The 23,770-nt window shown below is 62.7% G+C and carries 23 protein-coding genes and 1 pseudogene; 10 read left to right on the top strand and 14 right to left on the bottom strand.

Annotated elements, in window-relative coordinates; genetic code table 11:
• Nucleotides 1-70: 70 nt before the first annotated feature.
• From CP49_RS11220 to CP49_RS11205, 4 genes are read right to left on the bottom strand one after another with little or no spacing between them, the layout of a single operon-like run.
• The gene (locus CP49_RS11220; RefSeq protein WP_057850399.1) at nucleotides 71-1,447 is read right to left on the bottom strand and encodes an MFS transporter; all 1,377 of its coding nucleotides are present in this window, start codon (nucleotides 1,445-1,447) and stop codon (nucleotides 71-73) included.
• 44 nt (nucleotides 1,448-1,491) lie between these two features.
• Nucleotides 1,492-2,517, bottom strand: a complete 1,026-nt coding sequence (locus CP49_RS11215) for an amidohydrolase family protein (protein WP_057850318.1) — start codon at nucleotides 2,515-2,517, stop codon at nucleotides 1,492-1,494.
• Between the two features lie 27 nt (nucleotides 2,518-2,544).
• Nucleotides 2,545-3,777 (bottom strand): acyl-CoA dehydrogenase family protein, encoded by a 1,233-nt coding sequence (locus CP49_RS11210; protein WP_057850317.1) that lies wholly within the window; start codon nucleotides 3,775-3,777, stop codon nucleotides 2,545-2,547.
• A 54-nt stretch (nucleotides 3,778-3,831) separates the two neighbouring features.
• Nucleotides 3,832-4,350, bottom strand: coding sequence for a flavin reductase family protein (locus tag CP49_RS11205; RefSeq protein ID WP_057850316.1), 519 nt, complete (start codon nucleotides 4,348-4,350; stop codon nucleotides 3,832-3,834).
• Between the two features lie 176 nt (nucleotides 4,351-4,526).
• Here CP49_RS11205 and CP49_RS11200 point away from each other — a divergent pair, with 176 nt between their 5' ends.
• The gene (locus tag CP49_RS11200; protein ID WP_063791674.1) at nucleotides 4,527-5,006 is read left to right on the top strand and encodes a MarR family winged helix-turn-helix transcriptional regulator; all 480 of its coding nucleotides are present in this window, start codon (nucleotides 4,527-4,529) and stop codon (nucleotides 5,004-5,006) included.
• 37 nt (nucleotides 5,007-5,043) lie between these two features.
• On the opposite strand, the gene CP49_RS11195 is transcribed toward CP49_RS11200, so the two are convergent.
• The 4 genes from CP49_RS11195 to CP49_RS11185 all read right to left on the bottom strand — a co-directional run bounded on the left by CP49_RS11195 (nucleotide 5,044) and on the right by CP49_RS11185 (nucleotide 8,567).
• Nucleotides 5,044-5,598, bottom strand: a complete 555-nt coding sequence (locus CP49_RS11195; RefSeq protein ID WP_057850315.1) for a TIGR02281 family clan AA aspartic protease — start codon at nucleotides 5,596-5,598, stop codon at nucleotides 5,044-5,046.
• A 28-nt stretch (nucleotides 5,599-5,626) separates the two neighbouring features.
• Nucleotides 5,627-5,830 (bottom strand): DUF1289 domain-containing protein, encoded by a 204-nt coding sequence (locus tag CP49_RS41945; RefSeq protein WP_063791670.1) that lies wholly within the window; start codon nucleotides 5,828-5,830, stop codon nucleotides 5,627-5,629.
• A 56-nt stretch (nucleotides 5,831-5,886) separates the two neighbouring features.
• On the bottom strand, nucleotides 5,887-7,491 hold the full coding sequence (locus CP49_RS11190; protein WP_057850314.1) for a sensor histidine kinase: 1,605 nt from the start codon (nucleotides 7,489-7,491) through the stop codon (nucleotides 5,887-5,889).
• Nucleotides 7,492-7,694: 203 nt separating this feature from the next.
• Nucleotides 7,695-8,567: an NAD(P)-dependent oxidoreductase gene (locus tag CP49_RS11185; RefSeq protein ID WP_057850313.1), complete on the bottom strand. Its 873-nt coding sequence runs from the start codon at nucleotides 8,565-8,567 to the stop codon at nucleotides 7,695-7,697.
• A gap of 171 nt (nucleotides 8,568-8,738) precedes the next feature.
• Between CP49_RS11185 and CP49_RS11180 the strand changes: the two genes are divergently transcribed.
• From CP49_RS11180 to CP49_RS11165, 4 genes are all read left to right on the top strand, one after another.
• On the top strand, nucleotides 8,739-9,176 hold the full coding sequence (locus CP49_RS11180) for a VOC family protein (RefSeq protein WP_057850312.1): 438 nt from the start codon (nucleotides 8,739-8,741) through the stop codon (nucleotides 9,174-9,176).
• Nucleotides 9,177-9,351: 175 nt separating this feature from the next.
• Nucleotides 9,352-10,497, top strand: coding sequence for an Mrp/NBP35 family ATP-binding protein (locus CP49_RS11175; protein ID WP_057850311.1), 1,146 nt, complete (start codon nucleotides 9,352-9,354; stop codon nucleotides 10,495-10,497).
• A 183-nt stretch (nucleotides 10,498-10,680) separates the two neighbouring features.
• Nucleotides 10,681-11,769 (top strand): TRAP transporter substrate-binding protein, encoded by a 1,089-nt coding sequence (locus tag CP49_RS11170; protein ID WP_057850310.1) that lies wholly within the window; start codon nucleotides 10,681-10,683, stop codon nucleotides 11,767-11,769.
• A gap of 165 nt (nucleotides 11,770-11,934) precedes the next feature.
• Complete coding sequence (locus CP49_RS11165) at nucleotides 11,935-13,023, top strand: TRAP transporter substrate-binding protein (RefSeq protein WP_057850309.1); 1,089 nt, start codon at nucleotides 11,935-11,937, stop codon at nucleotides 13,021-13,023.
• A gap of 85 nt (nucleotides 13,024-13,108) precedes the next feature.
• Here the strand turns inward: CP49_RS11165 and CP49_RS11160 are convergent, their stop codons facing one another.
• The 5 genes and pseudogenes from CP49_RS11160 to gph form a co-directional block, all read right to left on the bottom strand.
• On the bottom strand, nucleotides 13,109-14,710 hold the full coding sequence (locus tag CP49_RS11160; protein ID WP_057850308.1) for a TRAP transporter large permease: 1,602 nt from the start codon (nucleotides 14,708-14,710) through the stop codon (nucleotides 13,109-13,111).
• On the bottom strand, nucleotides 14,707-15,246 hold the full coding sequence (locus tag CP49_RS11155; RefSeq protein WP_057850397.1) for a TRAP transporter small permease subunit: 540 nt from the start codon (nucleotides 15,244-15,246) through the stop codon (nucleotides 14,707-14,709). Before CP49_RS11155 ends, CP49_RS11160 begins: the two co-directional genes overlap by 4 nt.
• Nucleotides 15,247-15,628: 382 nt before the next feature.
• Complete coding sequence (gene moaA / locus CP49_RS11150; protein WP_057850307.1) at nucleotides 15,629-16,657, bottom strand: GTP 3',8-cyclase MoaA; 1,029 nt, start codon at nucleotides 16,655-16,657, stop codon at nucleotides 15,629-15,631.
• 115 nt (nucleotides 16,658-16,772) lie between these two features.
• A pseudogene (locus CP49_RS11145) lies at nucleotides 16,773-17,044 on the bottom strand (hypothetical protein); the annotation flags it as partial.
• A 51-nt stretch (nucleotides 17,045-17,095) separates the two neighbouring features.
• Nucleotides 17,096-17,782 carry a phosphoglycolate phosphatase gene (gene gph / locus CP49_RS11140; RefSeq protein ID WP_057850305.1) on the bottom strand — a complete coding sequence of 229 codons (687 nt, stop codon included), beginning with the start codon at nucleotides 17,780-17,782 and terminating at the stop codon, nucleotides 17,096-17,098.
• Between the two features lie 68 nt (nucleotides 17,783-17,850).
• Here gph and CP49_RS11135 point away from each other — a divergent pair, with 68 nt between their 5' ends.
• The 5 genes from CP49_RS11135 to CP49_RS11115 all read left to right on the top strand — a co-directional run bounded on the left by CP49_RS11135 (nucleotide 17,851) and on the right by CP49_RS11115 (nucleotide 22,510).
• A complete protein-coding gene (locus tag CP49_RS11135; protein ID WP_057850304.1) occupies nucleotides 17,851-18,687 on the top strand; it encodes an SDR family NAD(P)-dependent oxidoreductase in 837 nt (278 codons plus the stop codon).
• A 95-nt stretch (nucleotides 18,688-18,782) separates the two neighbouring features.
• Entirely contained in the window at nucleotides 18,783-19,481 is a 699-nt protein-coding gene (gene rpiA, locus CP49_RS11130) for a ribose-5-phosphate isomerase RpiA (protein WP_057850303.1), read from the top strand.
• Nucleotides 19,482-19,505: 24 nt separating this feature from the next.
• A complete protein-coding gene (locus CP49_RS11125; protein WP_057850302.1) occupies nucleotides 19,506-20,045 on the top strand; it encodes a DUF2059 domain-containing protein in 540 nt (179 codons plus the stop codon).
• A 68-nt stretch (nucleotides 20,046-20,113) separates the two neighbouring features.
• Nucleotides 20,114-21,499: a glutathione-disulfide reductase gene (gor, locus tag CP49_RS11120; protein WP_057850301.1), complete on the top strand. Its 1,386-nt coding sequence runs from the start codon at nucleotides 20,114-20,116 to the stop codon at nucleotides 21,497-21,499.
• Between the two features lie 159 nt (nucleotides 21,500-21,658).
• Nucleotides 21,659-22,510, top strand: coding sequence for a 3-hydroxybutyryl-CoA dehydrogenase (locus CP49_RS11115; protein WP_057850300.1), 852 nt, complete (start codon nucleotides 21,659-21,661; stop codon nucleotides 22,508-22,510).
• Nucleotides 22,511-22,619: 109 nt separating this feature from the next.
• Here the strand turns inward: CP49_RS11115 and CP49_RS11110 are convergent, their stop codons facing one another.
• The gene (locus CP49_RS11110) at nucleotides 22,620-23,696 is read right to left on the bottom strand and encodes a flavodoxin family protein (RefSeq protein WP_057850299.1); all 1,077 of its coding nucleotides are present in this window, start codon (nucleotides 23,694-23,696) and stop codon (nucleotides 22,620-22,622) included.
• Between the last annotated feature and the right edge of the window lie 74 nt (nucleotides 23,697-23,770).

The raw sequence follows: 23,770 nt of genomic DNA, 5'->3' as shown, positions 1-23,770 counted from the left end.
TCGCTCCTTGCGGACGAAATGGCCGGCTCCAGATCGCCTCCGGAGCCGGACCTCCCGCATTGAGACCTCCTCAAGAGGCGGGCTGTGCAACCTTGCGCAAGCCGGCCGTCTCTTCAAGGCTGCTCGCGGGGGCGCTCGCCGGCCGCCGGGCCAGCAGGATAATCCCCCCGGCGGCGATCGCGGAGATGCCGATCGACACGAACATCGGCGTCGGGCTCTGGTAGATCTGCTGCAGCGCGCCGGCGACGAACGGTCCGAGAATGGCGCCGACCCGCGCGACCCCGAGTTCCATTCCAACCGCGGTGGCGCGCACGCCGGTCTCGTAGGACGCTGCGGTAAAGTTGTTCAGCACGAACTGTGCGCCGATGATGAAGAAGCCGGCGGCCGCCACAGACGTGATGTTAACGATGTGATCATTCATCACCACAAGGGAGAGCACCGCGACGCCGCCGATAGCCCACCAGGTCGCGATCAGCCCGCGACTGCTGCCGGATCTGTCGAGAAGATGCCCAAGCACGAGCGCGCCGACGAACGACATGATCTGCATCAGCGCGCCGAAGCCGAAGCTTGCCGCAAAGGTTTCTCCGCGCTGCATCATCACGGTCGGAATCCAGCCTGACAGGCCGAAGATGCAGAACAGGCTGAGGAATGCCGAAGCCCAGATCGCGAAAGTGGTCCGCCGATATTTGGCCTGGAGCAGCGTCGCGACTGAATTGACCGGCTTCTCGGACTCACCGACGGCAATTTCGGCCGACTTGTAGACATTGGCACGCTCCGGACGGAGCTTGGTCAGCATGTCGCGGATTTCACTGGTGCGGCCCTGCAGGGCGAGAAACTTCGGCGATTCCGGCAGCATCAGGCGCATGAAGGGGAGCAGCAGGAACGACAGCGAGCCGATCCAATATAACGAGGTCCAGCCGAATACCGGCGTCGCGAACACGCCGGCGACACCGGCCAGCGTTCCGCCGAGCGCCCAGCCAAGCGCAACGCCCCATAAAGCAAACGTATTCGCCACGCGCCGAGGCGCCAGCTCGTTGATGTAGGTGGTCGCCAGCGGCAGAAGCACGCCGAGGCCGATGCCGGTCAGAATCCGCAGGATGCAGAACGACAGGAACGAGTCCGCCGAGGTTGCGGTGAGCAGGGTGAAGATGCTGGTGATCCACAGGCCCCCGAGCAGGGTGCCGCGGCGGCCGAGGCGGTCGGCGATGATGCCGTGGATCGCAGCGCCGAGCAGGAATCCGACCAGCCCGCTGGAGATCAACAGCCCCGCCTGGCCGGCCTGCAGCCCCCAGGGCTTTGCGACATAGTGAATGACGTAAGCCGGATTGAACGTGTCATATCCGTCGAACAGCGTGAGCAGTCCCATGATGGCGCCGAGGCGCCAGTGAAATTTTCCGACCTTTGCCTCGGCTAGTTCCTCGTGAAGATCGATTGCGTGCGCGGCCATGTCCATTCCCTCCCAAGATTGCGTTTGCGTCGTTGTGATGCCGCTTATTCCGCGGCTTGATGGATACTGTGTCCGGCGACAGTGGTTTCGCCGAGGTCGAGCTTGAACAGGTCGATGGCATTGCGTCGGCCGATCTTCAGGCGATCGTTCTCGCTGATGCTGGCGCTGTTGAACCAGTCGGAGGCGTGATCGACGTTTTCGAACGGCCAGTCGACTGAGAACAGGATGCGGTCCGATCCGATCTCGAGAATGGAATCGATCAGCGTTTGCGTGCGGAAATTGCCCGACGTGGTCAGGAAGAAGTTGGCGTCGAAGTAGTCGCAGATCTTCTTCTTCGCCTTGTGCTTAGGCGGCGCCTTTACCCAGCCGTTGCGATGATCGACGCGCCACATGCTGTAGGGCAGCCCTTCGCCCATGTGCCCGAGGATGATCTTGAGTTTTGGATAGGCATCGAACAGGCCCGAGCCCATCAGGCGCAGCGCATGAACCGCGGTCTCCTGTCCAAAGGCCCAGGTCGGGCCCATGAGCCACGGATGCCCTTCATAGATCGCGCAGTCTTCCGGCAGCGGATTGCGTGGATGCAGATAGAAGGGCAGGCCGGTCTTCTCGACCGCCGCCCAGAACGGCCAGTATTGCGGCAGGTCATAATAGACCGGCCGCTTGCCGTCGCCGATTTGCGAGAAGCCGTTGACCAGCGCGCCGCGGAAGCCGAGCGCGTTGATGCAGCGCTCGAGCTCGGCGATCGCAAGATCCGGATCCTGCATCGGCAGCGCGGCAAAAGCCTGAAAGCGCGACGGGCGCTTGGCAACCTGCTCAGCGAGGAAATCATTAGCCCGGATCGCAATCTCATTGGCACGTGCGACGTCCGGAATCGCCTGCACCGCGGGCGCATTCAGCGACAGGATCATCATTTCGACGCCATGCCGGTCCATCTGCGCCAGCCGCTTGTCCTGGATATCCAGGAGGCGCTCCTTCAGCTCCGGCCAATAGGAGTCCGGTACGAAGCCCGCCGAATCCATCAGCGTGTCCGGGATTGCGAAATGTTCCTCTAGCGCGATCTTGCCCTGCATGTCGTCCTCGCTGATGTCTGATGTTGACTAGTATTGGCCTTGCGGGGTCAGCCCTAGCGCGAGCTGGCCGTACATGGTGCCGACGGCATCCCAGTTCATGCTGATGTGACGGCCGACCGCATTGGCGTCGCGCCAGGCGCGCTGCACCGGGTTGGAGAGATCGAGGCCGAGTCCGCCGGTCGATGCGTTCAGCGCTTCAGTGGCGCGAATGGCGAGCGCAACCGAAAAGGCCTGGCCGCGGCGGCTGACGATACGGTCCTCGATCGAAACCGGCCTGCCGTCGCGGATTGTCGTCGCACGATCCCTGAGATCGCGCAGCAGCACCTCGCGCGCGGCGTCCACCGAGGCGGTCGCTTCCGCAACGCGCAACTGGATAGTCGGAAAATCCGCCATGCGGTTGTTATTGCCGGCCACTGCGCCGCGGGTGATCCGCCTGGAGGTGACGGCCAGATAGTCTTCCAGCGCGCCCGCCGCCGCGCCGACCGCGGCCGATGCCAGGCAGGAAGGGATGTTCGACAGCATCGGAATCGCGAAGGTGGGGTTGTTGGCATAGAGCGTGGCGCCCGGTGTTTTTCCCGATGTGGTATCGGCGAACGACAGCAGGCGATGCGCCGGTACGAATACGTCACTCAGCACCAGCGTCTTGCTGCCGGTGCCGCTGAGGCCGACGACGTTCCAGGTATCGTCGATGACGTAGTCGGAAGCCGGGACCAGCAGGAAGGCCGGCGCAAACTGGCCGCTTTCGGTTCTCGACGGCAATAGCGCCGCGCACAACGACCATTGGGCGTTGTCGCAGCCGCTGGCAAACGACCAGCGTCCGGTAAGGCGATAGCCGCCCTCGACCTCGATCGCCTTGGCAGCCGGCGCATAGGAGCCGCAGGCCACCGCATCGGGATTGCTGACCCAGACGTCGCACTGCGCGCTTTCCGGGAATCCCGCGATCAGCCATTGATGGGCCGCGAGCAGGCCGCCGACCCAAGCCGTCGAGGCGCAGCATTTCGCCAGCTCGATGTTGAGTTCGACCAGCACGTCGAAATCATGCTCGTAGCCGCCGAACATCGCCGGCTTGACGATGTCGAAATAGCCGATGTTGCGCAAAGCAATGATGTTCTCTTCCGGAACGCGGCCGGCCTTTTCGGTCGTGTGGGCGCGCGCCTTGATCTGCGGCGCGATCTGCGCCACGCGGCTCCGCAACTCGGCAATATCAGGGCGAAGCGACGGCTGTGCCGGCATGTCCTTCAACTGGGCGACTGATACCATTGGTTTGCTCCATGTCTTCGATAGGTTGAAAGGCGGTCAGGCGCCGGGCGCGGTTCACGCAGCCTGGCTGTCGTGCGGCACCGAGAAGCAGTAGGTCGCGTCCTGGTAGATCAGCGGCTCGATCGGATCGCGCACATTCACGGTCTCGGCTTCGCCGATGAAGATCGTGTGCGTGCCGTAGGGCACGGCGGCCGCTTTCTTGCAGAAGATGTTGATCTGCGCATCAGCAAGGTAGGTGACGCCCTCAGCCGATGTCATCCAGTCGCCGAGCCCGAACCGTTCTTCGGCCGGGAGCGCGCCGCTGAAGGCGGATGAAAGGGTGACCTGATCACGGCGCAGCACGTTGACGCAGAACCGGCGCGCCAAGAGCATGATGTCGTGCAGCAGCGTCTGTTGGTTGACGCAGACGATCAGTGAAGGCGGGTCGAGCGACAGCGACGTCACCGCGGTTGCCGTCATTCCGTGGCGGCGGTTCTGGTCTGCAGACGTGATCACCGACACCGCCGCGGGAAATCGCCGCAACGCGCGCTTGAACGTTTCACGCAATTCGTCGGATGCCGAATCCAGCGACATGGTTTCCTCCACTGAACGATCCGCGCTTGTCCGGCGGTTTGACTTTCATCAACAATAATTGCGTTTGCAAATGATAGTCAATCGGAAACTTTCAAATGCAACAATTGCCTTGAAAAACGATCGGCTCCCGGCTATTGAAGGCGCGCAAAAGTTGCATCGGGGTGGAGCATAAGATCTTGTACAGGCTGACAAATTCCTTTCCCTACCTGCTCAACCGCGTCGGCGTTCGGATGGGCGAGCTGTTTTCCAGGCGCATTGCTGGCTACGGCGTGACGCTACCGATGTACCGCGTCATGGCTGCGCTCTGGGAGATCGGCGACCAGCGCCTCGGCGATCTCGCCGCCATGACGACGATCGAGATATCGACATTGTCGCGGCTGATCGGCGAGATGAAGCGCCGTGGCCTGGTGACGCGCACGCGGTTAAAGGACAATGCGCGCACCGTCGCGATCAATCTCACGCCCAAGGGACGCACGCTGGTGGAAGAGTTGATCCCGATCGCCATCCACTTCGAGGAGGTTGCGGTGCGCGATTTCCCCTCGAAGAACATTTTGGATCTGAAGACGGTGCTCGCAGAAATCTACCAGAGCCTGAATTCGATCGAGCCCGAAATCGAGGAAGCCAACAAGGCGCGCAAGGCGGCGAAGGCGAAGTGACGCCGCCGTCAAGCGCGGTGCGGGCGAAGCGTCAGCGCTAGTTCGCCGCCGAGCGGGAGCGTTTGTGGCTGGTCGCCACCTCGGGATAGCCGTGCAGCATCACCTTGTCAGCTTGTACGCCCCAACTTTCCAGCCGATCCAGAAAACTCATGCCGAGCAGGTTGGTCTTCATCTGCCCGCGCGGCACGACCAGCGCCGGAACCGATTTCTCGACGAGCCCGCCGACCGCAAGGCGATCGAGCGTCAGCCGCGCCGCCTTGGTGTGACCGCCGGCGGTTTCGACGTCGACATTGTACTCGAGCATCTCGATCGGCAGGCCGATCGCCTTCGCCGTCTCCCAGGTCAGCACCACCGACGTCGCACCGGTGTCGATCACCATCGGCGCCTTGACGCCGTTGATCTTGGCGTGCAGCGCGAATTCTCCGGCTCTGCCGCGCGCTATCTGCACGGCGGGCGCCGGTTCCAGGCTGCGTTGCCGCAGCATTTTCGTGACCGAGTTGCTGGCGCGCGCGATCTGCTCCGGATCGCCATAGGCGACGACGGCGCCGGCGGTGGCGGCGAGCATCGCCAGAACGAGCATGATGCGGATCACAGCGCGCCTCCGCCGGTCTGTCCGGTGATCAGCCGCGCTCGGTGCGCGGCGGCATCTGCACGAGGCCGGCGTCCGCCATGCGCGCCGCAAGCCCTTCCATCACGGCCAATCGCTCCGCTGTATCCATGCGGTGCCAGCGCGCGATCTCGGGCAACGTTCGCCCGCAGCCGAAGCAGAGTTTGGTTTTTGGATCGATCATACAGACTGCGATACACGGCGTTTCTTTGCTCATTCAGGAATAGTGAAGTGGTTTGGGTCCCTTGCGCAAGCGCTCCAGCTACAACCCGGTTACAAGCCGGTTCCTGCACTCATGATCGGTTTGTGACGCGCCCGCCGCTTGTCGTCGGCGGCCGCCGTGATGGACGGTTCCGGCTGCAAAGGCGGGGCCTCCTCGGCCATCGGCGCCAGCGCCGACATCACGCGCTCCGGCGGGAAGGTGACGATGACTTCGGTGCCGATGCGCAGCTTCGATTTCAGCGTGAAGGTGCCACCATGCATGTCGATCAGGCTCTTCGCGATCGGAAGCCCAAGGCCCGCGCCCTGTTCGGCCGACTTGATCGAGTTGGAGCCCTGGCCGAACGAAGCCAGCACGACCGGAATCTCGTCCTCCGCAATGCCGGAGCCGGTGTCCTTGACGCTGAGATATTGTCCGCCGGAAGCGGTCCAGCCGACCTTAAGCCAGATCTCGCCGCCCTGCGGGGTAAATTTGATCGAATTGGACAACAGGTTGAGCACGACCTGGCGCGTGGCGCGTTCGTCGCCCCAGATCCGCGGCATGCCGTGCTCGAACACCTCGTGGATAGTGATGCCGCGGCTGCTCGCGCGCAGTTTCAGCAGATGATGGCAGTCGGCGACGACATGCACGAGCGACACCGCTTCCTCGTTGAGTTCGTAGCGGCCGGCCTCGATCCGCGACAGATCGAGAATCTCGTTGATGAGGTTGAGCAGGTGGACGCCGGAATTGTGGATGTCGGCGGAATATTCCTTGTAGACCGGCACCGCATGCGCGCCAAAAATTTCGCTCTTCATCACCTCGGAGAATCCGAGGATCGCGTTCAGTGGCGTGCGCAGCTCATGGCTCATCTGCGCCAGAAAGCGCGACTTGGCGACGTTGGCGGATTCGGCGCGGTGCCGGGCTTCGTCCGAGATCGCCTTCGCCTGTTCGAGCTCGCCGATCAACGCGTCCTTTTCGGCGCGCGCTTCCAGGATGGCCAGCGTCGTCGAATGGAGCTGATGGGCGAGCAGGGCAAAATAGGCTTCGGCGGCGACCGCAAGCAGCGCTAGCGCGTAATTGTCGAAAGTCCCGCCCATCACGAAATTGAGCGCGATCGCCGCCGTCACCGGCGCGGTCGCCGCCATCGCCGCAATCGGGAGCGTCGCCGCCAGCATGCTCGACACCGCGATCACCAGCAGCATCAGGAACATCATCATCGTGTTCGAGACGGTGTCGAGGCCGGCCGGGTGGAGCAGGATCGCGGTCCAGCTCAGGCCGTAGAGCAGGTCGAGCAGCACGAACCGGGTCTGCCACTTGCGCGTCGCCGCGAGCGAGGGCTGCTCGCGGAGGAAGCGCCAGCAATTGCGAATGATGGCGGCATGGATGCAGAGCATGCCGACGGTCCAGATCGCGGCCGGCACGGCGTACTTCCAGAGGCCGAACAGCACGCCGGTCGCAACCACCAGCAGCATGACAACAAAGGACGCCGATACCCGGGTCTGGGCGTATTGCCGGAGCAATTCGGTATCGAAGGCCGGGCGCGTTCCGCTTGATGACGTTAACCGGTCCCGCGCCTCGCGGACCCGCTGCGCCGCCACGCGCCGGGTGTTGACCGGCGGCACGACCGGCGCTTCGGCCGGAAGCTGGACAACCTCAGGCTTTTCTGCGGGGTTACTCATCGAACAACACAAATCCTGCCCACGAACGGCGCGGGCTTTTGCATTGTCTATCTGTGCCGCTAAATCATTAAGCGATGACTTATAGAGAGCTAAAAACTTCCGTTAACGAGGAGTTAAATTAACCTGTCGGGCAGGGGGAACCCCCGCTTCTGGCTGGATAGGAAGCGGAGGCCATCGTTTCTGCCTTAACCTGTTTTTTTAACTCATCGCTCCAGCCGGGCCATCAGGCTCGACGTATCCCAGCGCTTGCCGCCCATCTTCTCGACCTCGGCGTAGAACTGATCGACAAGAGCGGTCACCGGCAGGTTGGCGCCGTTGCGGCGGGCCTCGGCGATGCAGATCGAAAGGTCCTTGCGCATCCATTCCACGGCAAAGCCGAAATCGAACTTGCCCTCGTTCATGGCTTTGTAGCGGTTCTCCATCTGCCAGGACTGCGCCGCGCCCTTGGAGATGGTCTCGATCACGGCCGCAACGTCCAGCCCCGACTTCTTTGCGAAATGAATGCCCTCGGAAAGGCCCTGGACGAGGCCTGCGATGCAGATCTGGTTGACCATTTTGGTGAGCTGCCCGGCGCCGGCGGGCCCGAGAAGCTTGCACATCCTCGCGTAAGAGCCGGCGATGATCGGCTCGGCAGCGGCATAGGCATCTTCCTTGCCGCCGCACATCACCGTCAGCACGCCGTTTTCCGCACCCGCCTGGCCGCCGGACACCGGTGCGTCGATGAATTTGAAGCCGGCCTTGGTGGCGGCGGCGTCGAGCTCGCGAGCAACCTCGGCGGAGGCGGTGGTGTGGTCGACGAATACAGCGCCTTTCTTCATGCCGGCGAAAGCGCCATCGGCGACGATCGTGACCGCGCGTAGGTCATTGTCGTTGCCGACGCAGCACATCACGAAGTCCTGGCCCTCGGCCGCAGCCTTCGGCGTCGGCGCGGTACGGCCGCCGAACTTGTCGGCCCATTCCTTCGCCTTGGCTCCGGTCCGGTTGTAGACGGTCACTTCGTGGCCGCCTTTTTTCACGAGATGTCCTGCCATGGGGAAACCCATCACGCCGAGACCGAGAAAAGCGACTTTAGCCATATGCAATACCTTGCAGTTCGCCGGCGACCTTGGATGGGCCGGACGTTGTTTTGGAGGGAGCCGCACCATACCCCCTGCGCAGGGGAGGGCAACGCCTTCGTTTGGCGGGCAGGGCAGGTTTTGTGCTAGGATCGGGCCTCAAGAACCTCACAAAAAAGGGAGTGACATCGCATGGGCGTCAGCGTGGGCGTGCTCGACCATTTCAACATCCGGACCCGCAACCTTGCCGACACGGTCCGGTTCTATGAGGACGTTCTGGGCCTGGAAAAGGGCGCCCGACCCAACTTTGCCTTCCCCGGGGCGTGGATGTACAGCGAGGGCAAGGCGGTGGTGCACCTCGTCGATATCTCCAAAACCGAGGAACCGCAGAAGCCCGATTCTGGCGTTGTCCACCATGTCGCATTCGCGAGCTCCGGCTTTGACGGCATGAAGCGGCGGCTGGAACAGAAGGGCATGGCGTACGACTCCCGGCAGGTTCCGGGCGGTGACCTCTGGCAGATCTTCGTCAATGACCCCAACGGCGTCATGATCGAATTGAACTATGAGGCCGCCAAGGAGCAGACGGCTGCAGCCCCCGCCGAGCGACAGGATGATGTGGGGGTCAGGTAGCCTTTTGCGCTGAACCGCTCTATGGGTCGCATCGGACTGGCGTAGCGTTTGCAACGAGGCCCTGCTTTTCGGACTTGGTCCGACGTGAGGCGGGTCGCGTCAAGAAAGCGCGTCAACACAAGAGAGTAGAGCCCGGTTCTCACGCAGAACCGAAAGGGCTTCAGGAGATGCGCGAGTGAGCGTAACACAGCAACAGGTTCTCGATTCTCTTAGCCGGGTGGCGTCGCCGCGTGGCGTGCCCTTGACCCATGCCAACGTGTTGTCGGCGATCTCGGTCACCGACGGCAAGGTGTTCTTCTCCATCAATGTCGATGCCGCCGAGGCCCGCGCCTGGGAAAGCGTTCGCGCGCAGGCCGAAGCCGCGGTGCGCGCGATCCCCGGCGTCAGCACGGCGATGATCGCGCTGACGGCAGAGCGCAAGCCCGGATCGCCATCCGCTGCGCCCGCGCCGCAGCGGCATGCGCATTCACATTCTCCCGGCGTGCAACCGGTCGCCTCGCACCGCCCGCCGCAAGGCGCGCCGTCGCCGATGTCGAAGCAGGCGGAGATCCCAGGCGTTGCCGCCGTCATCGCGGTAGCCTCGGGCAAGGGCGGTGTCGGCAAGTCGACCACCGCGCTCAACCTGGCGCTGGGTCTGCGTGATCTCGGCCTGCGCGTCGGCCTGCTCGATGCCGACATTTACGGCCCGTCTGTGCCGCGGCTGACCGGCATCAACGAGAAGCCGCAACTCAATGACGACCGGAAGATGATTCCGATCAAGCGTTTCGGCCTTGCCATCATGTCGATCGGCTTTCTGGTCGAGGAAGACACCGCGATGATCTGGCGCGGGCCGATGGTGATGTCGGCGATCACCCAGATGCTGCGCGACGTGGCATGGGGCACGCTCGATATTCTCGTTGTCGACATGCCGCCGGGCACGGGCGATGCGCAACTGACGCTGGCGCAGAATGTGCCGCTGAAGGGCGCGGTGATCATCTCGACCCCGCAGGATCTCTCGCTGATCGACGCGCGGCGGGGGCTCGCGATGTTCAAGAAGGTCAACGTGCCGGTGCTCGGCATCGTGGAGAACATGAGCTACTTCCAGTGTCCGGAGTGCGGCACGCGGTCGGACATTTTCGGTCATGGCGGCGCACGGCATGAAGCGGAGCGGCTGGGTGTCCCATTCCTGGGCGAGATCCCACTGCACATGTCGATCCGGACGACGTCCGATGCCGGTAACCCGGTGGTGGCGAGCGAGCCGGACGGTCCGCATGCTGCGATCTACCGGGCCATCGGGACCAAGGTTCGCGACCAGCTTCAGGGCGCCATTGCCGCGGCCTGAGCACCCTGATTCGCCGCCTTAAGACTTTGGTTTAATCAGTGCAGTCATGCCTTTGTCGCGTTTTCGATAGCCAACTTCCGTGTTAAAGCCGCCCCCGCCAGAGCGCCCCGGGTGACGTGGAATTCGCCCCGCCGGAGGACTGCTCGAGGAATATGGGAAACGACCCGTCTTAAGGAGACTTGAATGAAGCGTCGTGATTTTTTGAAGGTTTCAGCGGCCGGTGCTGCCGCGACAGCCGTTGCCTCGCCGGCGATCGCGCAATCATCGCCTGAGATCAAATGGCGCCTGACGTCGAGCTTCCCGAAGTCGCTCGACACCATCTATGGCGGTGCTGAGCAGGTGGCGAAATACGTCGCCGAGATGACCGACAACAAGTTTCAGATCCAGGTGTTCGCGGCCGGCGAAGTCGTCCCCGGTCTGCAGGCGCTGGATGCGACCTCCAACAACACCGTCGAGATGTGTCATACCGTCTCGTATTATTATGTCGGCAAGGACCCGACCTTTGCGGTCTTTGCCTCGGTCCCGTTCGGCCTCAACGCGCGCCAGCAGAATTCCTGGTGGTATCAGGGCGGTGGTGAAGCACTCGGCAACGAGTTCTTCAAGAAGTTCGGCGTGATCGGATTCCCCTGCGGCAATACCGGCGCGCAGATGGGTGGCTGGTTTCGCAAGGAGATCAAGACGGTTGCCGATCTCTCGGGCCTCAAGATGCGCATCGGCGGCATCGCCGGTCAGGTCTTTCAGAAGGTCGGCGTGGTGCCGCAGCAGCTCGCCGGCGGCGAGATCTATCCGGCGCTCGAAAAAGGCACCATCGATGCGGCCGAGTGGGTCGGTCCCTATGACGACGAGAAGCTCGGCTTCGCGAAGGTCGCGAAGTACTATTACTACCCGGGCTTCTGGGAAGGCGGCCCGATGATCCACGCCTTCTGCAATCTCGAAAAGTGGAATTCGCTGCCGAAGAATTATCAGGCGATTCTCACCAATGCCACGGCCCACGCCAATACCTGGATGAACGCACGTTACGACATGCAGAATCCGTCCGCGCTGAAGCGCCTGGTGGCCGGCGGCACGCAGCTCCGTCCGTTTACCAATGAAGTGCTGGAGGCCTGCCTGAAGTCGACCAACGAGCTGTGGGCCGAGCTGTCAGGCAAGAACGCCGACTTCAAGAAGTCCATCGATGCGATGCAGGCCTACCGCTCCGACCAGTATCTGTGGTGGCAGGTCGCCGAATACACCTTCGACAGCTTCATGATCCGCTCGCGCACCCGCGGCTGATTACGCCTTAAGTCGTAGAAGAAAGCCCGGCCTTCGCAAGAAGGCCGGGCTTTTTCGTTTTGCCCGTATAGTTCGGGATGGAAATCGGGAACTGGTTGTTCCATGGTGACTGCGAAGGCCTCGCCAAGAAGGCCATGACATGCTCACCAACAGGGATGGATTCCAATGAAAAGAAGAGATTTTCTCAAGGTTACTGGTATTGGCGCGGCTGGCGCTGCAACTCTGGCGGCTCCCGCCATCGCTCAATCGATGCCGGAGCTCAAATGGCGCCTGACGGCTAGCTGGCCAAAGTCCCTCGACACGCTGTGGGGCGGGGTCGAGTTGATGGCCAAGCTCGTTGGCGAAGCCACCGACAACAAGTTCCAGATCCAGGCCTTCGCCGGCGGCGAGATCGTTCCCGGCCTGCAGGTGCTCGATGCCGTGCAGAACGGCACCGTCGAGATGGGCCATACGGCGTCCTACTATTATTTCGGCAAGGACCCGACGTTTGCTTTTGGAACCGCCGTGCCGTTCGGTCCCAACCAGCGTCTCAACCAGGCCTGGTACATGCTCGGCGGCGGCAGGGAGCTGCTCAACCAGTTCTACAAGGGTTACAATGTCACCTCGTTTCTGGCTGGTAACACCGGCTGCCAGATGGGCGGCTGGTTCCGAAAGGAAATCAACACCGTCGACGATCTGAAGGGCCTGAAGATGCGCATCGGCGGCTTTGCAGGCCGCGTGATGCAGAGGCTCGGCGTCGTGCCGCAGCAGCTTGCCGGCGGCGACATCTATCCCGCGCTCGAAAAGGGCACGATCGATGCGGCGGAATGGGTCGGGCCCTATGACGACGAGAAGCTCGGCTTCAACAAGGTCGCGCCGCATTATTACTATCCCGGCTGGTGGGAAGGCGGACCGATGCTGCTGGCCCTCGTCAACCTGGACAAATGGAATTCGCTGCCGAAGGCCTATCAAAGTGCCCTCGAGCAGGCCGGCCAGGCTGCCAATAGCTGGATGATGGCCAAGTACGATCAGGGCAATCCGCCGGCGTTAAAGAAACTGCTAGCGGGCGGCACCAAGCTGCACAGCTTCTCGCCGCCGATCATGCAGGCCTGCCTGAAGGCGACAAAGGAACTGTACGCCGAAACGGCGGCGACCAATCCGAACTTCAAGAAGGTGCTGGAATCGATGAACTCGTTCACGACCAACGGCTACCAGTGGTTCCAGGTCGCCGAGCTCGGCTACGACAGTTTCATGGCGCGCAATCCGCAAGGCTGATCGGTCAAGGCTGATCGCGACCATTTCAATAAGCGAAAACCCCGGAGCGAAAGCTCCGGGGTTTTATTTGGGATGCGACGCGCCGCTACTGTTTCGGTCCGCCGAAATCCAGCGGCGGCAGTTCTATCTGCGGCACCTCGATCCTGACCTTGCTGAGATCGACGTCGAGCGGCTTGTCGAGCAGGGCGGTCACCACAACCGGGAAAGCGATTACGATCGCCACCATGATCGCCTGCAGACCGATCCAGGGCAGGGCGCCCCAATAGATATCGGAACTCTTCACTTCCTTTGGCGCGACGCCGCGCAAATAGAACAGCGCGAAACCAAACGGCGGATGCAGGAACGATGTCTGCATGTTGACGCAAAGCATGACGCCGAACCAGATCAGCGCGGCATCGGGTCCGACGACCGGCGCCAGCACCTTCTGCGCAATCGGCGCCACCATCGGCAGGATGATGAAGGCGATCTCGAAGAAGTCGAGGAAGAACGCCAGGAAGAAGATGAAGAGGTTGATGAAGATCAGGAATCCCCAGACGCCGCCGGGAATCGAGGTCAGATGATGCTCGAGCCAGACGCCGCCGGAGACGCCGAGAAACACCACCGAGAAGCAGGTCGAGCCGATCAGGATGAACACCACCATCGTGGAAAGGCGCATCGTCGATTGGTAGCCCTGCTTGATCAGGTCGCGCAGGTCCGGAATACGAACGGCTTCCAGACAGAGCCAGACGACGGCGAGATAGAGCACCGCGAAGGTCAGCTTGAGCAGTTTGCCTTCGCCGACCAGAATTCCGACGATCACGCCGATGCCGGTAGCGGCGATGCCGACCAGCAGCATCTTGTGACCCTTGCTGCTCAGATCCTTGTGATGGATCGCGGCGAGCACGATGGCGCCGATGGCGCCCATTGCACCGGCTTCTGTGGGGGTGGCCAGGCCCATCATCATGGTGCCTAACACCACGAAGATCAGCACAGCAGAGGGAATGATGCCCATCAGGCATTTGCGCCAGAGCGGCCAGCCCCGCAGCGTCAGCGCGTCCTTGGGCACGGCCGGGACGTGATGGGGCAGGAAGATACTCAGAATGAACGTGTAGCCGGCGAACAGCGCGATCTGCAGGAGCGACGGCCCCCAGGCGCCGAGATACATGTCGCCGACTGATTTGCCGAGCTGGTCGGCCATCACGATCAGCACCAGCGAGGGCGGCACCAACTGGGTGATGGTGCCGGATGCGGCGAGCACGCCGGTGATGTAGCGAACATTGTAGCCGTAGCGGAGCATCACGGGCATCGAGATCAGCGCCATGGCGATGACCTGCGCCGCCACCGTGCCGGTGATCGCACCGAGGATGAAGCCGACGATGATGACCGAATAGCCGAGGCCGCCGCGGACCGGGCCGAACAACTGGCCCATCGAATCCAGCATGTCTTCGGCGAGACCGCACCGCTCCAGGACAGAGCCCATGAAGGTGAAGAAGGGAATCGCCAGCAGCAATTCGTTGGAAAGCACGCCGCCGAAAATGCGGCCCGGAATGGCCTGCAGAAAGTTCATGTCGAAGAAGCCGAGATAGATCGACAGGAACCCGAACGACAGCCCGAGCGCGGCCAGCGTGAAGGCCACCGGGAAGCCGATCAACATGGCCAGAATCAAGCCGCCGAACATCAGCGGCGGCATCATCTCCAGCGTGATCATTGGGTCGGCCTCTCGTACTTCGCATCGATCACGACATAACCCTTCAGTGCGGCGATGCGCTTGATCACCTCGGAGACGCCTTGCAGCGCCAGGAAAACGAAGCCCACGGGAACGACGAGTTTGATCGGCCAGCGCAGCAGGCCGCCAGCATTGCTCGAAGTCTCGCCAACCGCGTAGGCCTGCATGAAGAACGGCCACGACAGATAGCTGAGCAGCAGGCAGGACGGGATCAGGAAGCACAGCGTGCCGATCAGGTCGAGCCAGAGCTGGCCGCGCTCGGACAGCGTCAGGTAGAGAATTTCAACCCGAACATGCTCGTTCTTCTTGAACGTATAGGAGGCGCCGAACATCACGAAGATGGCGAACATGTACCACTGCAATTCGAGCCAACTGTTGGAACTGTAGCCGAACGCGTAGCGGATCATCGCGTTGGCGGCGCTCACCACACAGGCTGCGAGCACGAGCCAGTTGCAGACGCCGCCTAGTTTCTCGTTGAGCCAATCGATTGAATTACTCAGTGCCAACAATGGGCGCATTACGTTCTCCTCGGCGGCGTCATCGACGCGCGCCGGATGTCTTGATTGATATTGCGTCGCCATCTCGCACCGGGCGCCTGGAGCTGCCGCCATGCGCCAAATGCGCAAGGGTCCTCCCGCGCGAAAAACGCGCAGGGCCGCAGCTTAGTCGCATATGCGATTGCAACGATAAGTCCTCCCCCGTCTCGCGCTACCGCCGTCTTGACTGCAACCCAAGGGATGCAGCGGCCTGTTCCGGCCGTGCTGGCGTGAAAGCCGCCGCACCATTTCAGCGCGCCGCGGCGGCGTCAATCGGAAAATGGACAAATTGACGCGGGGATTAATTGATTGGTTGGCCTGATGAATCCGCGTTGGGGAGGGTGGTAAATTTACGGGCGGTAAATCAGCCGCCGGTCACGCTCATGTGGCGAGAGACGCTCGGGCGATTGTGCCGGCGGTCGATGATGAAGTCGTGCCCCTTCGGCTTCAGTCCGATGGCGCGATCGATGGCAGCCGACAGCAGGTCGTCGTCGGGCGAGGCCCGCAACGGTTTGCGCAAATCGGAGGCATCCTCATGGCCGAGGCAGGTGTGCAGCGTGCCGGTACAGGTGATCCGTACACGGTTACAGGACTCGCAGAAATTATGCGTCATCGGCGTAATGAAGCCGAGCTTGCCGCCGGTCTCGGTCACCCGGACGTAGCGGGCAGGCCCGCCGGTGTCCTCATCGAGGTCGGTCAGCGTGTAGTGCTGGGCGAGGCGGGCGCGGAGCAGCGACAGCGGCACATATTGGTCGATGCGCCCTTCGCCGATGTCGCCCATCGGCATCACCTCGATCAGCGTCAGCGCCATGTCCTTGCCGTGGGCCCATTCCATCAGCGCCGGGATTTCCTCCTCGTTCATGTTCTTCAGCGCCACGGCGTTGATCTTGACCGCAAGGCCTGCGTCTCGCGCGGCTTCGATGCCGGCCAGAACCTTGTCGAGATCGCCCCAGCGGGTGATGGCGCGGAACTTTTGCGCATCGAGCGTGTCGAGCGAGACGTTGACGCGACGGACGCCGCAGTCGCGCAATTCGGTTGCGAAGCGCGCCAGTTGCGAACCGTTGGTGGTCAGCGTCAGCTCATCGAGCGCGCCGCTTCCAAGATGCCGCGACAGCGAGCGCACCAGCGACATGACGTTGCGCCGGACCAGTGGTTCGCCGCCGGTTAGGCGGATCTTGCGCACGCCCTTGGTGATGAAAGCCGAGCACAGCCGGTCGAGTTCTTCCAGCGTCAGCAGGTCCTTCTTTGGCAGGAACGTCATGTCTTCGGACATGCAGTAGAAGCAGCGCAAGTCGCAGCGATCGGTCACCGACACGCGCAAATACCGGATGGTCCGGCCGAAGGGGTCGACCATCGGACGTATCAGATGATCGGGTGACGGAGATCCGCTCATTCAAACTGCCTTGTAAAGGAGCCTAGCGTGCTGGTTCGCTAGCATAATCTAGGCAGCTTGTAAGGCGCCTACAATCCGCAACCTCTCGAAGGCCCGCAGGAGGCTACCGCTGGAATCAGCGCGCGGCGGGTTCGGCAGGGGCCGGCGCCGCGGCCGCCATGGGTGGCTTAGGCTTCTTCGGCCGCATCGGCTTGCGCACGCTCGGCGGCGGCGCGGCCGGCTTGAGTTCCGCGAGCACCGGGCTGGGCTCGATGATGGTCGTCGCCGGCGAGGCAAAATCGCCGGGATTGCGGATCACCCGGACCGGAACCGTAACCGGAACTTGGGCATGGCGAAGGTGACGGAGAAGCCGGCATCGGGCGCGGGCACCTCGATCGAGCAGGGGGAATGGTTAACGCCGAGAATCGGCGTTCAAAATACGTCCAGCAAATCAGATGATTAGGTCCGAGACGCGACTTTGCTGAGGCTTTCCACCGCCGCCGGCAGGTCGCGCATATGGCCGATCAGCCGGTCGGGCTTCAATTCGGCGATCGGCACATCCGTATAGCCGAACTCGACCCCGATCACGGGAACGCCGGCCCGCCTTGCCACGCCGACGTCGGGCCCGGCGTCGCCGACCATGATGGTGGTCGCGATATGTCCGCCCGCCCGCGCCACCGTCTGCTGCAGGATAATGGGATCCGGCTTCGAGACGCCGAAGGTGTCGGCGCCGCAGATCGCGGAAAACCGTCCGCTCAGACCTAGTTGGTCGAGCAGCCGCTTCGACAGCCATTCCAGCTTGTTGGTGCACACCGCGAGCCGGCAGCCCTGTGCCGCAAGCTCATCGAGCGCGGCTTCCAGCCCCTCGAACGGCCGCGAGGCGTCCGCAATGTGGGCGGCGTAATAGTCGATGAAATCCTTCATGAGGCGGTTGACGTCCTCGACACCCATCACGCGGCCTTCCACCTCGAGCCCGCGCTCGATCAGCTTGCGCGCGCCGGCGCCGATCAGGTTGCGCGCAGATTTCAGGGGGAGGGGCGGCACGCCTTCACGGTCGAGCGCGAAATTGAGTGCGGCAATCAGGTCAGGGGCGGTGTCGACCAGCGTGCCGTCGAGGTCGAAGACAACGGTGCGGGGAGGGCTCATCTGGAATTCGCTAGCGGCAGGCGCGACATCATGCAAGTAGGAAACTTCAGATATCCGGAGATACGACAATGCGGGACTTCGCTGGCAAGGCAGCTTTTGTGACCGGCGGAGCCGCGGGTATCGGACTTGCGCTCGGCCGGGCGTTTGCGCAAATCGGCATGAAAGTGATGCTGGCCGATATCGAGACGGACGCGCTGCAGGCCGCCGTCAAAAGCCTGCAGGAAATCTCCCCTGATATCCGCGGCACCGTCTGCGATGTGGCCGATGCTGCGAGCGTCGAGCGCGCGGCGCAGGCCTCGTTCGATGCTTTCGGGCGCGTGCATGTCGTGTGCAACAATGCAGGCGTGGCTGCCGGCGGCGGTATCGACCACATCTCGCTGGATAACTGGCGATGGGTCATCGACGTGAACCTGATGGGCGTGCTCCACGGCATTAAAAGCTTTCTGCCCCATATCCGCGCGCATGGCGAAGGCGGCCATATCGTCAACACCGCGTCGATGGCGGGTATGGAGAACGGTTTGGGATTCAGCCCCTATGGAGCGACCAAATTTGCAGTCGTCAGTATGTCTGAGGGCCTCGCCACGCAGCTCAAGCCGCACGGCATCGGCGTGAGCGTATTGTGCCCAAGCTTTGTCCGCACCCGAATCGGCGAGAGCGGGCGCAATCGCCCGGAGCGCTATGGCCAGTCGAAGCCGCTCGATCCCGCCAGTCCGGCGGCGGCTGTGGTGGCCGAGATTGCAAGGCAGATCGAGGCGGGGCTCGACCCGGCCACCGTCGCGACGCGCGTGCTCACCGCAATCCGGGAGGATGAACTTTATATTTTCACACATCCCGGCATGCGGGCGCAGGTGGAGCCGCGCTTTTCCGCCATCCTGGCTGCGATGGATCGGGTGGAGGCCCCATAATCGCTCTCGCGTAACGTCTTAAGGTGCTGTTCCTGCGGCCCAAACGACGCTAGACATGCGCCCGCAGATCGGCGGATTTCGAAAGGCATCGGCGCGTGGATATGGACCAATTAAAGCGGCAGGCGGCGGCGCGGGCGCTGGAGCATGTGCGGGATGGCATGAAGCTCGGGCTCGGCACCGGCTCGACGGCCAAGCATTTTGTCGAACTGCTCGGCGAGAAGGTTGCCGGCGGGATGAAGGTGGTCGGCGTGCCGACCTCGGAAGCGACCCGTGCCCAAGCCGAAGCTTGCAGGATTCCGCTGACCACGCTCGATGCGATCGATCGACTCGATCTTACCGTTGATGGCGCCGACGAGCTCGATCCCGCCCTCAACCTGATCAAGGGTGGTGGCGGCGCGCTGTTGCGCGAGAAGATCGTGGCGGCGGCTTCCGATCGCATGATCGTGATTGCCGACGATACCAAATGGGTCGATGTTCTCGGCCGTTTTCCCCTCCCGGTGGAGGTGATCCCATTCGGGCTGGCCGCAACCCAACGGGCCATGGCTACGGCATTTGCCCAAAGCGGCGTTTCCGGGCAAATGGGGCTCCGGAAGGGCAGGGACGGCCACGTTTTTGTCACCGATGGCGGCCACTGGATTGTCGATGCCCATCTGGGGCGCATCACGGATGCGCCGCATCTGGCGGGCCTGTTGAGCCTGATCCCGGGTGTCGTCGAACACGGGTTGTTCATTGGCCTGGCCAGCATCGCCGTCCTGGCAGGTGCCCAGGGAATTCGCGTAGTTGAGCGGCGGTAACGCCGGTAATCGAGGAGAATTGGAATGAAGAGCCTTTCACGGATTTTGTCGGCGGCCGGCCTTGCAGTGGGACTGGCCCTGACCGGCATTCCCGCCAACGCGCAGCAGAAGCAGGCTCCTGCCGCTGCGCCGGCGCTCAAGCCGGCTTCGCCGGCGGCGCTCGCCGCGGCCAAGGAAATCCTGGCGATGAAGAACGCGAGCGCGATGTACGCCTCAGCCGTTCCGAATCTGGTCGAGCAGACCAAGAACGTGCTGTTGCAGAGCAATCTGAACTATCAGAAGGATCTCAACGAGGTCGCGATGATCGTCGCCAAGAATCTCGCCGGCCGCGAGAAGGAAATCGGCGAGGGCATGGCGCAGGTCTACGCCAACGAGTTCACCGAGCAGGAGCTCAAGGATCTCGTGACCTTCTACAAGTCGCCGCTCGGCCAGAAGCTGCTCTCGCACGAGCCCCGCGCCATCCAGTTCAGCATGTCCTATATGAATCAGTGGGCGCAGACCTTTGCCGAAACCGTCAACGGCCAGTTCCGCGCCGAGATGAAGAAGCGCGGCAAGGATATTTGAACCGGTTCGCGTGACGAAAACGCGTTGCGACAACGACAGGAAGCGATCTGACTTCGGGCGGGGTTGATATGGCTGAGTTCGACGTCGATCTGTTTGTCATCGGCGGTGGTTCGGGCGGCGTTCGCGCCGCGCGCATCGCCGCCGGCCATGGCGCGAAGGTCATGGTTGCCGAAGAATACCGGATGGGCGGCACCTGCGTGATCCGCGGCTGCGTGCCCAAGAAGCTGTTCGTGCTCGGCTCCCATGTCCGCCACGAGATCGCCGACGCCGCAGGATTCGGCTGGACCATCCCCGAAATCTCGTTCGACTGGTCCACGCTAGTCGCCAACAAGGACAAGGAGATCGCCCGCCTCGAAGGCATCTACGCCGCCAATGTCGAGAAGAGCGGTGCGCGCATCGCGAAGACCCGCGCGGTGCTGGAAGATGCCCATACGCTGCGGCTGATGACCGGCGAAAAGGTCACTGCAAAGTACATCCTGATCGCGACCGGCGGCGCGCCCAACCACGGGCGGGAGATTCCCGGCATCGAGCACGTGATTTCCTCGAACGAGGCGTTTCATCTGACCGAATTGCCGAAGCGCATCGTGATCCAGGGCGGCGGCTATATCGCGCTGGAATTCGCCGGCATCTTTGCCGGTTTCGGCTCCGACGTGACCGTGATCTATCGCGGCGACAACATCCTGCGCGGTTTCGACGACGACGTCCGCAAGCACGTGCGCGCCGAGATGGAGAAGCAGGGCATCACGATCATCACCGGTTGCACCATCGATAAAGTGGACAGACACGGCGACGAATTCACGACCCATTTGTCGAGTGGTTCGAGCATTGCGTCCGACAAGGTGATGTTCGCGATCGGGCGGCACCCGAACGTCGCCAATCTCGGGCTCGAGAAAGCCGGCGTCGCCATCAACCCTGCGAATGGCGGCATCGCCGTCGATGTGTGGTCGAAGACCTCAGTCGATAATATCTATGCGATCGGCGACGTTACCCATCGCCTCAATCTGACGCCGGTGGCCATCCGCGAGGGCCATGCCTTCGCGGACACCGTGTTCGGCAAGCGGCCCGTGCAGGTCGACCACGCCACTATTCCGACGGCGGTGTTCTCGCAGCCGGAAGTCGGCACCGTCGGCCTGACCGAAGCGCAGGCGCGCGCGCAAGTGAGCCACGTCGATATCTACAAGGCCGATTTCCGCCCCATCAAGGCGACGATGTCCGGCCGCGACACCCGCGTGCTGATGAAGCTCGTGGTCGACGGCACGATCGACCGCGTGCTCGGCTGCCACATCGTCGGCGACACTGCCGCCGAGATCATCCAGGCGGTCGCGATCGCGGTGAAGATGAAGGCGACCAAAGCCGATTTCGACGCGACGATTGCCCTGCATCCGACCGCTGCGGAAGAATTGGTGACGATGCGGACGCCGACGGCAAGGTATGTGAGGCAGGCGGCGGAGTAGGGCCGTAGGATGGGTGGAACGAAGCGATACCCATCACCTTCCTTGAAGCGCCATTGATGGGTATCGCTTCGCTCCACCTATCCTACGCTCTGCGCACTACCGATGGCCGCGGCACTCTGATAACGGTGCAGGCAACCATTCAATAACGGAGTTTTTCCCATGATCGAAACAATCGGTATTGTAGGCGCGGGCACGATGGGCAACGGCATTGCGCAGGTGTGTGCCGCCGCCGGTCTTCCCGTGGTCATGACCGACATCTCCGATGCCGCGCTCGCGCGGGGCATGTCTGTTGTCTCGAGCAGCCTGGAGCGGCTGGTCAACAAGCAGAAGATGACCGACGCCGACCGGCAGGCCGCCATTGCTCGCATCACCGCGACCACGGACACGGCAAAGTTTTCCACCTGCGATCTCGTGATCGAGGCAGCGACCGAGAACGAGGATTTGAAGGTCAAGATCCTGAAAGACCTTTGCCCAAAACTGCGGCCGCAGGCGCTGCTCGCCACCAACACGTCATCGATCTCGATCACCAAGCTCGCCGCGGCAACCGATCGTCCCGACCGCTTCATCGGCATGCACTTCTTCAATCCGGTGCCGCTGATGGCGCTGCTTGAATTGATCCGCGGCCTGCAGACTTCGGACGACACGCACGCCAAGGCCGAAGCGTTCGCGAAGAGGATCGGCAAGGTCTCGATCACGGCGAAGAACAGCCCCGGCTTTGCGGTCAACCGCATCCTGTGCCCGATGATCAACGAGGCGATCTTTGCGCTGCAGGAGGGGCTCGCGACGGCGGAAGACCTCGACGCCGGCATGAAGCTCGGCTGTAACCATCCGATTGGCCCGCTGGCGCTCGCCGACATGATTGGGCTCGACACCATGCTGTCGGTGATGGAGGTCTTCTACGAAGGCTTCAACGATCCGAAATACCGCCCGGCGCCGCTGCTGAAGGAAATGGTCGCCGCCGGCCATCTCGGCCGCAAGACCGGGCAGGGGTTTTATAGCTACGGGAAGTGAGCGGGGCGCGCGGGCGCCCAGCGCGTAGGATGGGTAGAGCGCAGCGAAACCCATCACTTCTTGCGCCGAGATGTGATGGGTATCGCTGCGCTCAACCCATCCTACGAAGCTATTTCGGGTTCGGATTGACAAGCCCCTCGGCGGGATTCTGCAGCTTGCCCGCGCGCGCCAGCTTCACGGCATTGCCGAGCGCGCGCGCCGCGTTACGCACCTCGTCCTGGAAGTCGTGATCTTCATCGAGCGCCTGATGCGAGGTGGCGTAGGGCTCCATGTAGCCGACATAGCCTTCGGCCTCGCTGGTTCGGCCTGCCGAGATCAACGACATGTCGGTCAGCCAGTCCGAAAGCGAGCGGCGCAGCATCTCAGCGCCGGCGCTGTCGCCGTGCACGACAAGGCCGAAATATCGGCCGGCCAGATGGCGCGGATAGGGCCAGCCTTTCAGCTCGAGCGCCTTGGCCTGGTCGGCGTGCTTGCCGTGGGTTGACGTCGGATCGGGATTGCCGCCGTCGGCGCAGACCAGACGGTCCATCATCGCCTTCAGCGCGGTCGGGGCATGATACCAGTTCACCGGCGCCACGATCAGGATGCCATGCGCTCCCACCCACAGCGGATAGATCTCGTTCATCCAGTCGTCGGTCTGGCCGAGCGAGTAGTTCGGATAGCAACTGCACGGCCAGTGGCAGAGCGGCATCGCGGTGGCGAGGCACGATTTGCAGGGATGGATTTGCCGGCCGAATTCCGACGCCAGTCGCGACAGGTCGAGAATGTCTACCGCAAATCCCAACTCGGCGAACACCGGCTCGGCAAGCTTGACCAGCCGCCACGTCTTCGACATCTCGCCGGGACAGGTATGCTCGCTGCGCGCGGAGCCGTTGATGAGGAGAATGCGCGGCTGCGCAGCCACATCGTCGTGGCGCCGTTGCGCTTCGAGGATGGCCTCGCGCGCCGCGAGCCAGTCGACCGAGATTTCGCAGTCCGGATCGGCAAAGCCGGGCCCCGCCTTGCGCGTCAACGGGGCTTTGCGCGAATGGCTGTAGGCGTCCCATGCGGCGGCGACGATGGCGTCGAGTTCGCGGGCTAAAGGCTGGAAGGCCGGATCGACGAAGCGGCCGCGGTAGCGCTTCTCGAATTCCTCGCGCGGCAATTGGACGGGCGGCATTCCCTTGCGAATGTCCGGCGCCGCCATGGATCGATCCTCGCGTGGTTGACTGCAGCGGGTCAACGCCGGAGCCGGAGCGGCAGTTCCGCCGGCCTCGGAAC

This window comes from Bradyrhizobium valentinum, from assembly GCF_001440405.1.
GTDB lineage: Bacteria > Pseudomonadota > Alphaproteobacteria > Rhizobiales > Xanthobacteraceae > Bradyrhizobium > Bradyrhizobium valentinum.
Note: the sequence above shows the minus strand (reverse complement) of the source record. Positions and strands in the feature narration are given on the sequence as shown.

Bases quoted from the DNA above. Each gene is read 5' to 3' on its own strand.
- CP49_RS11170 (WP_057850310.1), top strand. From the start codon at position 10,681: ATGAAGCGTCGTGATTTTTTGAAGGTTTCAGCGGCCGGTGCTGCCGCG.
- gph (WP_057850305.1), bottom strand. From the start codon at position 17,782: ATGAGCCCTCCCCGCACCGTTGTCTTCGACCTCGACGGCACGCTGGTC.
- CP49_RS11180 (WP_057850312.1), top strand. From the start codon at position 8,739: ATGGGCGTCAGCGTGGGCGTGCTCGACCATTTCAACATCCGGACCCGC.
- moaA (WP_057850307.1), bottom strand. From the start codon at position 16,657: ATGAGCGGATCTCCGTCACCCGATCATCTGATACGTCCGATGGTCGAC.
- CP49_RS11190 (WP_057850314.1), bottom strand. From the start codon at position 7,491: ATGAGTAACCCCGCAGAAAAGCCTGAGGTTGTCCAGCTTCCGGCCGAA.
- CP49_RS11135 (WP_057850304.1), top strand. From the start codon at position 17,851: ATGCGGGACTTCGCTGGCAAGGCAGCTTTTGTGACCGGCGGAGCCGCG.
- CP49_RS11205 (WP_057850316.1), bottom strand. From the start codon at position 4,350: ATGTCGCTGGATTCGGCATCCGACGAATTGCGTGAAACGTTCAAGCGC.
- CP49_RS11160 (WP_057850308.1), bottom strand. From the start codon at position 14,710: ATGATCACGCTGGAGATGATGCCGCCGCTGATGTTCGGCGGCTTGATT.
- CP49_RS11125 (WP_057850302.1), top strand. From the start codon at position 19,506: ATGAAGAGCCTTTCACGGATTTTGTCGGCGGCCGGCCTTGCAGTGGGA.
- CP49_RS11110 (WP_057850299.1), bottom strand. From the start codon at position 23,696: ATGGCGGCGCCGGACATTCGCAAGGGAATGCCGCCCGTCCAATTGCCG.
- CP49_RS11185 (WP_057850313.1), bottom strand. From the start codon at position 8,567: ATGGCTAAAGTCGCTTTTCTCGGTCTCGGCGTGATGGGTTTCCCCATG.
- gor (WP_057850301.1), top strand. From the start codon at position 20,114: ATGGCTGAGTTCGACGTCGATCTGTTTGTCATCGGCGGTGGTTCGGGC.
- CP49_RS41945 (WP_063791670.1), bottom strand. From the start codon at position 5,830: ATGAGCAAAGAAACGCCGTGTATCGCAGTCTGTATGATCGATCCAAAA.
- CP49_RS11210 (WP_057850317.1), bottom strand. From the start codon at position 3,777: ATGGTATCAGTCGCCCAGTTGAAGGACATGCCGGCACAGCCGTCGCTT.
- CP49_RS11215 (WP_057850318.1), bottom strand. From the start codon at position 2,517: ATGCAGGGCAAGATCGCGCTAGAGGAACATTTCGCAATCCCGGACACG.
- CP49_RS11115 (WP_057850300.1), top strand. From the start codon at position 21,659: ATGATCGAAACAATCGGTATTGTAGGCGCGGGCACGATGGGCAACGGC.
- CP49_RS11155 (WP_057850397.1), bottom strand. From the start codon at position 15,246: ATGCGCCCATTGTTGGCACTGAGTAATTCAATCGATTGGCTCAACGAG.
- CP49_RS11165 (WP_057850309.1), top strand. From the start codon at position 11,935: ATGAAAAGAAGAGATTTTCTCAAGGTTACTGGTATTGGCGCGGCTGGC.
- CP49_RS11220 (WP_057850399.1), bottom strand. From the start codon at position 1,447: ATGGCCGCGCACGCAATCGATCTTCACGAGGAACTAGCCGAGGCAAAG.